The following is a 14,417-nucleotide window of genomic DNA, read 5'->3' as shown; positions in this document are numbered from 1 at the left end:
GAGCTGAAAGGCCGGGGCCGGGTGGTGGCGATGGTCGGCGACGGCATCAACGACGCCCCGGCGCTGGCCGCCGCAGACGTCGGCATCGCCATGGGTGGCGGCACCGACGTGGCCATGCACGCCGCCGGCATTACCCTGATGCGCGGCGACCCGCGCCTGGTGCCGGCGGCGCTGGACATCTCGCGGCGGACCTACGCGAAGATCCGCCAGAACCTGTTCTGGGCCTTCATCTACAACGTGATCGGCATCCCGCTGGCGGCCTTCGGCCTGCTCAACCCGATGGTGGCGGGCGCGGCGATGGCCTTCTCCAGCGTCAGCGTGGTCGGCAACGCCCTGCTCCTGCGACGCTGGAAGCCCTGAGCCAGCACGCCAGGCACATGGGGTGGCGCGCCTAGCGCAACAACCCCATGTGCTTGGCCCGCGCCACCGCCTGGGTGCGGCGCTCGACGCCGAGCTTGTCGTTGATATGGCGGGCGTGGCTCTTCACCGTATGCAGCGAGATGAACAGCCGCTCGCTGATCTCCTGGTTGGACAACCCCTGGGCGATCAGCTCCAGCACCGCCAGTTCGCGCCCGCTGAGCACCTCGCCCGCACTGCCCGCGGGCTCGGCGGGCGGCTCCGGCAACAGCGCGCGCATGCGCTGGGCGCCGGGACAGGCAGGGAAGCGCTGCAACTGTTCGCGCAACCATTCCGGCTGCTGCACGAGCAATTCGTGGAGCGGCAGCAAGGCTCCGCCGACTGCGCCCTCCATGGCTTGTTGCAGGGTCGCCAGCGCCTCGCGCTCGCGGCCCTGCTCCAGGTGCAGCGCGGCCAGTTGGCCGAGGGCCAGGCGAGCCGGCAGCAATGCGCCGTTCTCCCGCGTCGAGCGGGCCAGCCGATCCAGGCGCCGGGCGGCCTCCTCCGGGCGTCCTTCGCGGCGCTCCAGGCCGGCCTGGAGCAACTCCACATGCAGCGGCAGCAGCGGACTGCATTCCGGCGGCGTGGCCGCCTGCCCGCCGTAGGTGCCGCCCAGGCGCTGTAGCCAGACGCCGGCCAGTTCGGTCTGGCCCTGGGCCAGCCAGAGTTCGCACTTGATCAGGGTGATCGCCGCCAGGTAGTAGATCGGCGGGATATCCCAGGCATGCATCAGCCGCTCGACGTCGCCAAGCCGGGCGAACGCCGCCGCGTAGTTGCCCAGGCGCCCTTCCAGGCTGGCCAGGACGCAATAGCCGATCACCAGGCTGACATCCCGGCAGCTGCGGGTTTCCTCGATTCCCTGCTTGATCCATTTGCGCGCTTCGTCCGGCTGCAGCGCCAGGCTGCGCAGGTAGCCGCGGTACAGCAGGAGCCGCCCGCGCACCGCGTAGCGGCGTTGCGCCGGCAGGTGCTGGAGGCGTTCCAGGCCCTGGCGCACCTCCTCCTCGGCGCGCGCCACCTCGCCGCGCGCCTGGAGGACGCGGGCGCGGTCGTAATGGACCAGTGCCTCGAACAGCGGGTTGCCGTAGCGCTGGGCGAACTCCAGGGCGTCGCGGTTGTAGTTGCGCGCCTGCCAGAAGTCGCCACGGGTCACCGCCAGGTTGCTCAGCGTCGACAGGCATTGCAGGCGGGTGCCGTAGCGCTCCCCGGCGAGGTCCTGCAAGGCCTCGCGGCAGTGCGCCTCGGCCTTGTCGATGTCGCCGCGGCCGCGCGCGATCACCCCGCTCAGGGCCTGCCACTGGGCCAGCAGGTCGCGTTGCGCGGACTCGTCCGGCGCCGGCAGGAAACGCGCCAGTTGGCCGGCCAGCTCTTCCGCGGCATCCAGCTGGCAGGCCAGCGCCAGCGCCCAGCCGTACAGCAGGATCAGGCGCGGCGTGCTCGCCAGGAGGCTGTCCGGCAGGTCCATCTTCCAGCGCAGCAGGGTGGCGATGTTCTGCTCCGCCAGCAGTTGCTCTTCCGACAGGTTCTGCACCAGGCTCGCCGCCACGTCCGGCTGGCCGGCGCGCAGCGCCTGTTCCACCGCCTGGTCGAGCAGGCCATGGCGGCTGAACCAGCCGCAGGCGCGCAGGTGCAGGGAGCCGGCGGACGGACCGAAGTCGGGCAAGGGACGCGCCAGCAGCAGGTCGGAGAACAGGTGGTGGTAGCGGAACCACTGGCCGTTTTCGTCCAGCGGCACGAGGAAGACCTGGTGCTGCTGCAGGTGGTCGAGGATCGCCGCGCTGTCGCCGGCCTCGCGCACGGTATCGCAGAGTTCGGCGCAGAAGCGCTCGAAGCGCGCGGTCTGGGCGAGGAACGCCTGGACCTCGGGCGGCTGCCGCTCGATCACCTCCTCCAGCAGGTAGTCGCGGATCAGCTCGTCGGCGCCGTGTACCCCGGGGCTGACCTGCTCCTCTGGATCGCCGCGCGCCAGCAGCCAGAGGCGCAGCCCGGCGACCCAGCCTTCGCTGCGCTCGAGCAGCGCGTCCAGCGCGTCCTCGTCGAGTTCGAGGCCGCTGGCGGCCATCAGCGCCCCGCTCTCCTCGGCGGTCAGGCGCAGGTCCTGTTCGCTGAGTTCGAGCAATTGCCGCGACAGGCGCAGGCGCGCCAGGTGCCAGTCCGGCCGCTGCCGGCTGGTGACCAGCAGCACCAGGCCCTCGGGCAGGTGGTTGAGGAGGAATTGCAGGCAGCGGTCGAGCACCGCGCCCTGGGCCAGGTGGTAGTCGTCCAGCACCAGCAGCAGGGGACGCTGCGGGTCCAGGCAGGGGCCGAGTTCGTCGAGCAGGTCGTCGAGCCAGGTCTCGAAGGCGAACGGCTGGTGGCGCTGGCGCATCTTCAGCAGGCCGAGGGCCTCTTCGCCCAGGGTCGGGTGGTACTGTCGCAAGCCATCGAGCAGGCGTTCGAGGAAACGTCCGGGATCGCTCTCGCGGCTGCTCAGTCCCAGCCAGAGGCTCTGCCAGCGCGGGTCGAGGCTTTCGCAGAACTCGATGGCCAGGGAACTCTTGCCGAATCCGGCGGGCGCAGCGATCAGCAGCAGGCGACCGTCCAGTCCGTCGCGTAGTCGACGGCAAAGACGCGGGCGCGCCACATGGGCCGACGGCAGCGGGGGGCGGAAAAAGCGGTTGGCCGTCGGCAGGACGGCGGATGGAGTGCCCGAGAAGGTACGCGAGAAGTCAGTCATCACCCGGTTTCTTGGTTTATGTATGGGGCGTGAACGCTCCGGAGACTAACCACAAGTGATGGCTATTTGAAGCACTATCCATCGGCTCGGACGAAATAGCGCACCGGCGCTTCAGCTCGATAACCAAGGAAAGACCGGTTTCCCGGCGCGGTCCAGGCGCGGCAAACGTTTCCCGGCCACACAGGTGCCCGCCGGGAGGATGGCGACGACGGAATCCGCGGGCGAGGCGGGAAAACACTTTGTAATGAATTGACGGCCGGAGCGGCACGCCGCCCGCGAAAACGAAGAAACCGGCACAAGGCCGGTTTCTTCGTGGCTAGGAACGCCGTTTCTCAGCGTACCCCTTCCTGGCGCAGCGCCGCCGGGGTGTAGTCGCTTTCCGAAGCGCTGTAGTTGAAGTCGTAGGCCTGTTTCTCCTCGTTCTTCATGCCCAGCGCCAGGTAGCGGCCGGAGAGCAGGTCGTAGAGGGTTTCCACCGCGTACCAGGGCACCTGCTTGTCGTAGTACTGCTCGGCATGCGCCTCGGCCACGCGCCACAGGGTGCCGCGACCGTCGTAATGGTCGATCTCGGCGGCCTGCCAGGTGTCCTCGTCGATGTAGAAGTCACGCTTGGCGTAGATGTGCCGCTCGCCCGGCTTCAGGGTCGCGACCACATGCCAGACGCGGTGCAGCTCGTAGCGGGTCAGGTCCTGGTTGATGTGGCCGGCCTTGACGATTTCGCTGTACTTGATCTTCGGATCGTCGAGCTTGTAGCTGTTGTAGGGAATGTAGATTTCCTTCTTGCCTTCCAGCTTCCAGTCGTAGCGGTCCGGCGCACCGTTGTACATGTCGAAGTTGTCCGAGGTGCGCAGGCCGTCGGCCGCGGTGCCGGGACCGTCGTAGGACACCTGCGGAGCCCGCCGCACGCGGCGCTGGCCGGCGTTGTAGAGCCACGCCAGGCGCGGCTCCTTGACCTGGTTGAGGGTCTCGTGGACCAGCAGCACGTTACCGGCCAGGCGCGAGGGCGCGGTGACCCGCTGCTTGAAGTAGAACAGCACGTTGCTCGGCTTGTTCGGGTTGTAGTCCTTCAGGTTGGTACGGAAGGTGAAGGCATCCTGGAAGTAGACCAGCTGGTAGGAGCCGTTGACCTGCGGAGTGGCCTGGGTCACCAGGCGCCGGACGCTGCCGCCGCGGTAGCGGGTGATGTGGTTCCAGATCACCTCCAGGCCGTTCTGCGGGATCGGGAACGGGTTGGCGGTATCGAAGTTCTCCAGGCCGTTGCCGCCTTCCACCAGCTTGGTGGTGGTGGCGTTGCGCTTGGCCGCCTCCTGCACCGCCGCCGGGACGGTGGCGCTGCGGTGGGTCTTGTATACCGGGATCTTGTAGGTATCCGGGTAGCGCTTGAACATGGCCAGTTGGCCGGGAGTCAGCTTGTCCTTGTACTGGTCGACGTTCTGCGCGGTGATGGTGAACAGCGGTTGCTCGCTGGCATAGGGGTTGGCGAGGAAGCCACGGCTGTCGACGCTGCCGGCGTTGGTCGCCAGGCCACCGTCCCAGGCGGGGATGCTGCCGTCGGCGTTGCCGGCCTTCTCCGCCCCCAACGGAGTCAGGCTGGTGCCGAGCTTGGCCGCCTCGTCGGCGGATACCGCCGCCATCACCTGGGTGGCCAGCAGGCTCAGGGCCAGTACACCGGTATGCAGAAGAATCTTCGTTGTTTTCATTCGCTCGTCGTCCTCGTTAAGTCCTGCTCGCCGGCCCGGTTCGCACCGGGCCGGCGTACATCAGAAGTTCATGCCGAAGCTGAGCGCGACGAAGTCGCGATCGTCCACGGTGGTGTACTTGCCGTCGAAGAAGTTGGTGTAGGAGAGGCTCGCGGTGTAGGTGTTCTGGTACTCCGCGTCCACCCCCAGGCTGACCGCCTTGCGGCCTTCCTCGAAGTTGGCGCCGGGGCCGGGCGAATAGCCATCGACGTCGTGCGACCAGGCCACGCTGGGCTTGAGGTTCACGCCCATGAACACGTCGTTGTAGTCCCAGATCGCACGGGCGCGATAACCCCAGGCGTCCGAGGTGGTATAGCCATCGTTCTCGCAGTAGCGGCTGACGTTGTTCGCTTCGGCGGTGCCCAGCGTGCTGACGTTCAGCGCCTGGCAGCTGGCCAGGCCGGAGATGGTCCCCGGCAGCGGCCCCGGTCCGAAGACCGGGTCACGCCCGTAGCGTGCCTTGGAGGTGCTTTCCAGGCCGCCGACGTGGGTCCAGCCGATCTCGCCCACCAGGGTCAGGCGCTCGGCGCCCATCACCTGGTCGAAGAAGTGCGTCAGGGTGGTCTGCAGTTGGGTGATCTCCTTGCGCCGATAGCCGTGCAGGTCCTGCCCGGCCTGGCCGTTCAGCACCGAGGCGTTGTCGTAGGGGCGGTTGCCGCCGATGCTCACCGGGTCGAGGCCGGCGAAGAGGATGTCGGTGGTGTTCAGCTGCACCGGCGCGTTGGGCCGGTAGCTGACTTCGCCGCTCCACGCGGTGCCGTTGGGCAACGTGGTGGAGAAGCTCAGGCCGAACATGCGGATATCTTCCGGGTACTCGATGAAGTAGCTGGAGTTGCCGGCGGTGGCCGCCGCCGCGGCCTGGGCGGCCAGTGCCGGGTTGATCGCGGCGAGGCGGGTGGCGAGGTCGTTGATCGCCGCCATGGTGCTGGCCGAGGCGCCCTGGCCGCTGAAGATCGGCAGACGGCTGTGGTAGTTCATGTAGTAGGCGCCGAACTCGGTGTTCAGTTCGTCGGCGAAGTAGCGCAGGGCGAAGCCGTACTGGCCGCTGTCGCGAGCGTCGCGGTCCGGCCCGCGGCGGACCAGGATGCCCTCGTCCCAGGGCGACGGGGTAACGCTCAGGCCAGCCCCGGCGAGCACGTTGTTGAGCAGGTTGATGGACGCCTTGTTGTTGGTCAGCACCGCCAGGTTCTGGTCGCAGCCATCGGCCACCACGTCCGGCTGGGAGAAGAAGGTGCCGCAGTTATCGACCACCGTCTGGTCCCACTCGATCTGGTAGAAGCCTTCGGCGGACAGGTTGTCGGTGAGGTTCTGCGACAGGTAGAACATGTTCACCGGGATCAGGCCTTCCTTGATCTCCGAGCCGGGCCGGCGGAAGGCGGTGACGTCGATCGGGTTGATGGCGCTGATGCCGTTCTGGATGAAGGTGCTCTCGCCCCAGTTCACCACCTGCTTGCCCAGGCGCACGCTGCCCGGCAGGTCACCGATGGCATAGTTGTGGTAGATGAAGGCGTCGAGCAGTTCGGCGCCGGAGGACTTGGCCAGGGTCTTGCGGCCGCTGTCGTCGATGTCCTTGAACTCGCGGTGCTCGTCCTTCAGTTCGAAGTCGTACCAGTACTTGCCGCGCAGGAACACACCGGTATCGCCGTACTTCAGTTCGAGGTCATGGATGCCCTTGAAGACCTTCGAGAACGTTTCCCCACGCTTGAAGTTCAAGTGGCTGTCGTCGGAGGTCTGGGAAAGTCCCTTGCCGCCGTTGTTCACACCGATCAGGTTCTTGTTCGGCTTGGCGGTCGACCAACTGGCCCCGACCGACAACGCCGAGTCGAAGGAACCTTCGATTTCCCCGATGTTGAAGGTCACCCCAAAGGCCGGAGCCGCCAGCGAGGAAGCCAGGCTGACGGCCAACGGCAACCGGGCCCGACGCGAGAACGGATTACGGGTTGTCATCGACGCTACTCCATGTGTGTTTTTTGTTATGAGTGCGTGGACTATAGCTAGCGCTGCCTGCCGCTTGATCCCTCGAAAGTGTGATTTGCGCGGCGCAACCACTCTGGCTCGCGCCTTTGCGGCGGATGGAGAATGACCGGGCGGTCGCGAAAACGCGGAGACCAAGCGTTTGCTTGGCCTCCGGGCGTTTCAGCGGTGTAGGAAAGCCCCGTCAGACGGTCGACAGGAAGGCGCTGCCGGCTTCCTGCCACTGGGCGATCTCGATACGGATGCGCTTCTTGTCCAGCTTGCCGACGCTGGTCTTGGGAATATCGGTAACAACCGCGATCTGCGAGGGGATCGCCCACTTGTTGATGTTGCCCTGCTCGACGAAAGGCTTGAGGTGCTCCTTCAGGCCACGGGCGTCCAGTTGCTGGCCCTCGCGCACCACCAGCAGGGCGAACGGGCGCTCGCCCCATTGCGGATCGGGCACCCCGACCACCGCCACTTCGCGTACCGCCGGATGGCGGCTGATCAGGTCTTCCAGCTCCAGGGAGGACAGCCACTCGCCGCCGGTCTTGATCACGTCCTTGATGCGGTCGCGGATCTCGATGAAGCCCATGCCGTCCAGGGTCGCCACGTCGCCGGTGTGCATCCAGCCGCCGCGCCACAACTCCTCGCCGCGCTCGGGTTCGCGGAAATACCCCTGGGTCAGCCATGGCGAGCGCAACACCAGCTCGCCCTGGGACTCGCCGTCGGCCGGGAGGAAGCGGCCCTGTTCGTCCATGATCGCCGCATCCACCAGCGGCACCGGCACGCCGGCCTTGATCCGGTAGGTGGTGCGCTCGTCCTCGCTTCCGGCCAGCAGTTCGTCGTTGAGGTAGGCGCAGGAAATCAGCGGACAGGTCTCCGACATGCCGTAGGCGGCGGTCAGTTGGATGCCGCGCGCCTTGGCCGCCTCGTAGAGCGAGCGGTTCAGCGCGCTCCCGCCGATGATCACCTTCCAGCCCTTGAAGTCCACGCCCTGGGCAGCCCTGGCGTTCATCACCATCTGCAGGATGGTCGGCACGCAGTGGGAGAAGGTGACCTTCTCGCGCTTCCACAGTTCGACCAGCAGTTCCGGATCGTAACGCCCGGGATAGACCTGCTTGACCCCGAGCATGGTCGCCACGTACGGAGTGCCCCAGGCGTGGACATGGAACATCGGGGTGATCGGCATGTACACGTCGCTGGTACCGAGCAGGCGGATGCTGTCCAGGCTGCCGATGGTCGAAGCCATCGCCAGGGTGTGCAGGACCAGTTGCCGGTGGCTGAAATACACACCTTTCGGATTGCCGGTGGTGCCGGTGGTGTAGAAGGTGGTGGCGATGGAGTTCTCGTCGAAATCGGGGAAGTCGTAGCGCGGGCTGGCCGCGGCCAGCAGCGACTCGTATTCGCCGACCAGGCCGGGCAGTTCCGCGCTCTTCTCCGCGCCGTCGGTGAGCAGGATGGTCCGCTCCACCGTGGCCAGCTGCCCCGCCACCGCCTGGTAGAGCGGGACGAACTCGCTGTTCACCAGCACGAAGCGATCCTCGGCGTGGTTCATGGTGTAGAGGATCTGCTCCGGGGAGAGGCGGATATTGATGGTATGCAGCACCGCCCCGATCATCGGGATGGCGAACATGCATTCCAGGTAGCGATGGCTGTCCCAGTCCATCACCGCCACCGTGTCGCCGGCCTTCACCCCGGCCTCGCTGAGTACGTTGGCCAGGCGCGCGACGCGCTCGTTGAAGGTGGCGTAGCTGTAGCGCACCTGGTCGCGGTAGACGATTTCATGACTCTTTTCGTAACGACGGCCGGAAAGCATCAGGCTCTTGATCAGCAACGGATACTGATAAGCGCCGGCGGCGGCCGGGATGAGACGGGTCTTCAGCATGGGGCGTACACCTGGGAGCGGGTTCGTTGTCAGGATGAGGCCGACTCTAGAGCCGTCGGCGGGCTTTGTTCATCAGTCAAAAGAGTGATTTGCCCCGTGACCTTTCGGAGCCTCCCGGTCACAAGATAGAATCCGCCCACTGAATCGTTCAGACCCTATCCAGAACAAGAGGTAACGTTCCATGTCCGATATCGTCATCGTCGCCGGCGCCCGTACTCCCATGGGCGGCTTCCAGGGCAGCCTGGCCGGCGTTTCCGCGGTCGACCTGGGTGCCGTCGTGATCCGCGAAGCGGTGCAGCGCGCCGGCATCGCCGCCGAGGACGTACAGGAAGTGATCATGGGTTGCGTCCTGCCCGCCGGCCTGAAGCAGGGCCCGGCCCGCCAGGCCGCGCTGGCGGCCGGCCTGCCCGCCGCCACCGGCTGCACCACCATCAACAAGCTGTGCGGCTCGGGGATGAAGGCGGTGATGCTGGCCCACGACCTGCTCAAGGCTGGCACCAACCAGGTGATGGTCGCCGGTGGCATGGAAAGCATGTCCAACGCGCCCTATGTCCTGGAGAAAGCCCGCAGCGGCCTGCGCATGGGCCACGGCGAGATCAAGGACCACATGTTCCTCGACGGCCTGGAGGACGCCCGTACCGGCCGTTTGATGGGTTCGTTCGCCCAGGAGACCGCCGACAAGTACGGCGTGACCCGCGAGGAGATGGACGCCTATGCCATCGAATCGCTCAAGCGCGCCCAGGCCGCCATCGCCGATGGCTCGCTGGCGGCGGAAATCGTCCCGGTCACCGTCACCAGCCGCAAGGGCGAGAGCGTGGTGAAGGACGACGAGCAACCGCTGACCGCCAACCTGGAGAAGATCCCCAGCCTCAAGCCGGCGTTCCGCAAGGACGGCACCATCACCGCCGCCAATGCCAGCTCGATCTCCGACGGCGCCTCCGCGCTGGTCCTGATGACCGCCGAGGAAGCCCAGCGCCGTGGCCTGAAGCCGCTGGCGCGAATCGTCGGCCATGCCACCCAGAGCCAGGACCCGAGCGAGTTCACCCTGGCGCCGATCGGCGCGATGACCAACCTGTTCGCCAGGACCGGCTGGAGCAAGGACGACGTCGACCTGTTCGAGATCAACGAAGCCTTCGCCATGGTCACCATGCTCGCCATGCGCGAACACGGCCTCGATCATGCCAAGGTCAATGTCTATGGCGGCGCCTGCGCCCAGGGCCATCCGGTCGGCTCCACCGGCTCGCGGATCATCCTCACCCTGATCAACGCCCTGCGCCAGAAAGGCGGCAAGCGCGGCGTCGCCTCGCTGTGCATCGGCGGCGGCGAAGCCACCGCCGTGGCGGTCGAACTGCTCTGATACGGCGTTGAGCCATCGGCGCCCGGCCGGCTCGCACTGTCCGGGCGCCCTCTTCCTCAGGTGCCCACCGCGGCGCTGCGCGCCGGACGCGGAAACACCAGCGCCGCGGCGAAGGTCAGCGCGGCGAAGCCCGCCAGTACCAGGTACAACCCCAGCAGCCCCTGCCGTGGCTCCAGGTAGGCGATCATCGGGATCGCCGCCGCGCTGGCACCGAACGACAGGAAATAGCGCAGGGCGAAGACCCGCGCCTGCCACTGCGGCGCGACGAAGTGGGCGACCATCGCGTCGTTCACCGTCACCTGGCCGAACACCGCGAACATGAACAGCGCGCCGAACAGTACCACCGCGCTGCCGTGGCCGTAGGCCAGGGCCAGCAGCAGCGGCACCTGGCAGAAGGTGAGGAAGACGAACGGCAACTTCAGGTTCAGGCGATCGATCAGGCGGCCCATGATCAGTTGCGCCACCGCGCCGAAGGCATAGGCCAGGCTGACCACCACGCCAAGGGTCTGCGGCGACGCCAGCAAGTCGCTCAGGCGCTCCTGGAACAGCTTCGGGTAGGTCACGGTGCTGGCGTTGAACACCACCCCGCCGGTGGCGGTGACCAGCGCCAGCACGCCGAACACCCGGCGCATCGACAGACCCTCGCTGTCCTCGCCACGCGCCGCGGCCTTGGCCGACAGGTGCGGCGATGGCTCCTCGCGCACGCAGAAGAAAAAGCCGATGCCGAGCAGGATGGCCACCCCGCCGGGCAGGATGAACGCCGCGCGCCAGCCGAAGTGCGCGGTGAGAAAGCCGGTAAGCAGCGCGGCGAAGGCGACCCCGAGGTTACCCCACATGCCGTTGATGCCGATCTCGCGGCCGCGGTTCTCCGCGTGTGCCACCAGCATCGCGGTGCCGACCGGGTGGTAGATCGCGGCGAACACCCCGATCAGGGTCAGCCCGGTCACCAGCATCGGTACGCTGCCGGCCAGCCCGGTGAGCAGCGCGGCGGCGCCGATGCCGAAGAAGAAGAGCAGCATCATCCGCCGCCGGCTCCAGGTATCGCCCAGCCAGCCGGCCGGCAGCGAACAGGCGCCGAAGGCGATGAAACCGCCCAGCGACAGGCCGATCAGACCGGCGTAGTCGAGGTCGAAGCTGCCGGCCATGCCGAGCACGGCGGCGGGGAAGATCAGCATGAACATGTGGTCGATGACATGCGCGGCGTTGATGAAGCGGATAACGGTTCGAGGTCGGTTCATGGCGTGCGGTCTGAATGGTCGGTGAGGAATGGGCGTCATGACCCGGGCATGATAGGTTGACCGAAAAGCGCAGACAGGACAGCGAGGTCATCGAAACGGACATGCTGATCGAGCACCGCCCGGACGGCCTGCTGGCCGCCATCTCCCTCGACTTCCCCGACGGCCATCACCTGGGGCGGCATTTCCACCCGCAGGCGCAGTTCCTCTACGCCGCTCGCGGCCTGATGCGCCTGGCCACCCACCACGGCGCCTGGGTGATCCCGCCGACCCGCGCGGTATGGATTCCGGCCCGGGTGGAGCACGAGATATTCATGTCCGGCGAGGTGCACATGCGCACCCTGTTCATCGAGCAACCCGAAACGCCGACACCGCTAAGCGACTGTTGCGTACTGGCGGTGACGCCGCTGCTGCGGGAAATGATCCTGCGCGCCATCCACCTCGAGAGCCAGCCGCGCCTGGACGACTTCCGCCAGCGCCTGCAAGGGCTGATCCTCAGCGAGATCGCCAACCTCGAACGGATGCCGCTGTACCTGCCGATGCCCCGCGACCGCCGCTTGCAGGCGATCTGCCAGGCATTGCTGAAACAGCCGGAACTGGGGCTGACCCTCGATGACTGGGGCCTGCGGGTCGGCGCCAGCTCACGCACCCTGGCGCGGCTGTTCGCCCAGGAATTGCAGATGAGCTTCCATGAGTGGCGCCAGCAACTGCGCCTGACCGAAGCCCTGCCGCGCCTGCTGGCCGGCGACAGCGTGCAGGTGGTCGCCCGCGACCTCGGCTACGGCAGTACGCGGGCCTTCAGCAGCATGTTCCGCCGCCTGCTCGGCGAAACCCCGCGCGACTACCTGGGGCGACTGGAGCAACTGGCACGGGTCAGGGGCCGCGAGGACTGATGCCCCACGGCGCAACGCCAAGCCATGGCAATTCGGCGGATAACGCCTGCGTCGTTATCCGCCCTACCAAGGCGCCGCTAGGGCGCATCCGCCGCCAAGGCTCCCGTAGGGCGCATAACCGCAGCGCGGTTATCCGCCATGGTGCAAGGCGGGAACGCGAGGATTGACGCCCTACGGCGCAACACCGAGCACTGGCGGATCGGCGGACAAAAAGAAGCCCTCCAGCGGAGGGCTCTCGGAAAAGGGCGCCGGAGCGCCCGGATGGGATCGTCGATCAGTGCGGGACGCCCAGCCCCGCCGCGCTCATGAACAGGCGCATCAGCCAGGCGGCGACGCCCAGGGCCAGCACGCTGGCGGTCCAGATGCCCGCCAGCCAGGCCAGGCGTCGCCAGAGCGGTGGCTTGGCCGCGCTATCTCGTTCGGGATGACTCGGCGTACGGACCATATGCGGCGCCTCCTCAGTGATAGCCATCGCCGTGCTTCACCTTGCCGCGGAACACGTAGTAGCTCCAGGCGGTGTAGCCGAGGATGAAGGGAATGATGAACAGCGCGCCGACCAGCATGAAGCCCTGGCTCTGCGGCGGCGCCGAGGCCTCCCAGATGCTCACCGCCGGCGGGATGATGTTCGGCCACAGGCTGATCCCCAGGCCGCTGTAGCCGAGGAAGATCAACACCAGGGTGAGCACGAACGGCTTCACGTGGTCGTTGTTGGCCACCGAGCGCAGCAGCGCATAGAAGGTCACCAGGACCAGGATCGGCACCGGCAGGAACCAGAACAGGTTCGGCAGGCTGAACCAGCGTGCGGCGATCTCGGCATGGGCCAGCGGCGTCCACAGGCTGACCACCCCGATGATCGCCAGCAGCACCAGCGCCAGCGGGCGCGCCAGGTCGTGCATGCGCTCCTGCAGGCGGCCTTCGGTCTTCATGATCAGCCAGGTGCAGCCAAGCAGGGTGTAGGCGACGATCAGGGCCAGGCCGCAGAACAGCGGGAACGGCGCGATCCAGTCCAGCGAACCGCCGGCGAAGCTGCGGTTCTCCACCGGGATGCCTTCGATGAAGGCGCCCAGCGCCACGCCCTGGAAGAAGGTCGCCACCAGCGAACCGCCGATGAACGCCTTGTCCCAGATGTGCTGCTTGGCCGGCTTGGCCTTGAAGCGGAACTCGAAGGCGACGCCGCGGAAGATCAGCCCGACGAGCATGAAGATCAACGGCAGGTAGAGCGCCGACAGGACCACCGCGTAGGCCAGCGGGAAGGCCCCGAACAGCGCCGCGCCGCCCAGCACCAGCCAGGTCTCGTTGCCGTCCCAGACTGGCGCCACGGTGTTCATCATCACATCGCGGTCGCCGCTGTCCTTGAAGAACGGATAGAGCATGCCGATGCCCAGGTCGAAGCCGTCCATCACCACGTACATCATGATGCCGAAGATGATGATGACCGCCCAGATGAGGGGAAGATCGATACCCATGTCTCAGTTCCTCTTGTCCTGGTCGCGGTCGGCCGCTTGCGCGTGGCCGTCGTGCTCTTCGTCGAAACCTTCGCCGGCGGCCGACAACGGCCGTGCCGGCGTGCGCTTCTGCCCGGCGCCTCCCGGGTTGGTCTCGCGTCCCTCATGGGTGACCGGGCCCTTGCGCACCAGGCGCATCATGTAGCCGATACCGACGCCGAACAGCGAGAAGTACACCACCACGAAGGTCAGCAGGGTCAGGCTCATCTGCGTCACGCTCTGCGCCGAGGAGGCGTCGGCGGTGCGCATCAGTCCGTAGACCACCCAGGGCTGGCGGCCCATCTCAGTGGTGAACCAGCCGGCGAGGATCGCGATCAGGCCGGACGGTCCCATCAGCAGGGTCAGGCGCAGGAAGGCCTTCGAGTTGAACAGCTTGTCCTGGCCGCGCCAGCGCAGCCACAGGCTCCAGACGCCGACCAGGATCATCAGCATGCCGAGGCCGGCCATGATCCGGAACGACCAGAACACCACGGTGGAGTTCGGCCGGTCTTCCGGCGGGAAGTCCTTCAGCGCCGGGATCGGCTCGGTCAGGCTGTGCTTGAGGATCAGGCTGCCGAGCACCGGGATCTCCACCTTGAAGCGGGTTTCCTCGCGCTGCATGTCCGGCCAGCCGAACAGGATCAGCGGGGTCGGCTCGCCGCTGCTGTTGTCCCAGTGGCCTTCCATCGCGGCGATCTTCGCCGGCTGGTGCTCCAGGGTGTTGAGGCCATGGGCGTCGCCGATCAGCGCCTGTAC

At 67.0% G+C, this 14,417-nt stretch carries 10 protein-coding genes and 1 pseudogene; 3 read left to right on the top strand and 8 right to left on the bottom strand.

Annotation, left to right across the window (positions count from 1 at the left end):
• A partial coding sequence (locus FFS27_RS16095) for an HAD-IC family P-type ATPase (protein ID WP_121363510.1) occupies positions 1-360 on the top strand: 360 nt, incomplete at its 5' end.
• 31 nt (positions 361-391) lie between these two features.
• Here FFS27_RS16095 and FFS27_RS16090 read toward each other — a convergent pair.
• From FFS27_RS16090 to FFS27_RS16070, 4 genes are all read right to left on the bottom strand, one after another.
• Positions 392-3,112: a LuxR C-terminal-related transcriptional regulator gene (locus FFS27_RS16090; RefSeq protein WP_009313401.1), complete on the bottom strand. Its 2,721-nt coding sequence runs from the start codon at positions 3,110-3,112 to the stop codon at positions 392-394.
• A gap of 332 nt (positions 3,113-3,444) precedes the next feature.
• Positions 3,445-4,812 (bottom strand): DUF1329 domain-containing protein, encoded by a 1,368-nt coding sequence (locus FFS27_RS16085; protein WP_003103009.1) that lies wholly within the window; start codon positions 4,810-4,812, stop codon positions 3,445-3,447.
• A gap of 60 nt (positions 4,813-4,872) precedes the next feature.
• Entirely contained in the window at positions 4,873-6,798 is a 1,926-nt protein-coding gene (locus FFS27_RS16080) for a DUF1302 domain-containing protein (RefSeq protein WP_003093045.1), read from the bottom strand.
• Positions 6,799-7,009: 211 nt separating this feature from the next.
• Entirely contained in the window at positions 7,010-8,692 is a 1,683-nt protein-coding gene (locus FFS27_RS16070) for a fatty acid--CoA ligase (RefSeq protein WP_003103012.1), read from the bottom strand.
• A gap of 181 nt (positions 8,693-8,873) precedes the next feature.
• Here FFS27_RS16070 and FFS27_RS16065 point away from each other — a divergent pair, with 181 nt between their 5' ends.
• Complete coding sequence (locus FFS27_RS16065) at positions 8,874-10,049, top strand: acetyl-CoA C-acyltransferase (RefSeq protein ID WP_019485578.1); 1,176 nt, start codon at positions 8,874-8,876, stop codon at positions 10,047-10,049.
• Between the two features lie 56 nt (positions 10,050-10,105).
• Here FFS27_RS16065 and FFS27_RS16060 read toward each other — a convergent pair whose 3' ends face one another.
• Positions 10,106-11,287, bottom strand: a complete 1,182-nt coding sequence (locus FFS27_RS16060; RefSeq protein ID WP_003093049.1) for an MFS transporter — start codon at positions 11,285-11,287, stop codon at positions 10,106-10,108.
• A 101-nt stretch (positions 11,288-11,388) separates the two neighbouring features.
• Here FFS27_RS16060 and FFS27_RS16055 point away from each other — a divergent pair, with 101 nt between their 5' ends.
• Complete coding sequence (locus FFS27_RS16055) at positions 11,389-12,177, top strand: AraC family transcriptional regulator (RefSeq protein ID WP_023100831.1); 789 nt, start codon at positions 11,389-11,391, stop codon at positions 12,175-12,177.
• 274 nt (positions 12,178-12,451) lie between these two features.
• Here FFS27_RS16055 and FFS27_RS16050 read toward each other — a convergent pair whose 3' ends face one another.
• From FFS27_RS16050 to cioA, 3 genes and pseudogenes are all read right to left on the bottom strand, one after another.
• Positions 12,452-12,622, bottom strand: coding sequence for a DUF2474 domain-containing protein (locus FFS27_RS16050; RefSeq protein ID WP_003093052.1), 171 nt, complete (start codon positions 12,620-12,622; stop codon positions 12,452-12,454).
• A 13-nt stretch (positions 12,623-12,635) separates the two neighbouring features.
• Positions 12,636-13,643, bottom strand: coding sequence for a cyanide-insensitive cytochrome bd quinol oxidase subunit II (cioB, locus tag FFS27_RS16045; protein WP_003093053.1), 1,008 nt, complete (start codon positions 13,641-13,643; stop codon positions 12,636-12,638).
• 3 nt (positions 13,644-13,646) lie between these two features.
• Positions 13,647-14,417, bottom strand: a pseudogene (cioA, locus tag FFS27_RS16040) (cyanide-insensitive cytochrome bd quinol oxidase subunit I); the annotation flags it as partial.

The sequence above is a fragment of the Pseudomonas sp. 2VD genome (assembly GCF_005503585.1).
GTDB classification, from domain to species: Bacteria; Pseudomonadota; Gammaproteobacteria; order Pseudomonadales; family Pseudomonadaceae; genus Pseudomonas; species Pseudomonas aeruginosa.
This window is presented reverse-complemented; position numbering and strand designations above follow the sequence as displayed.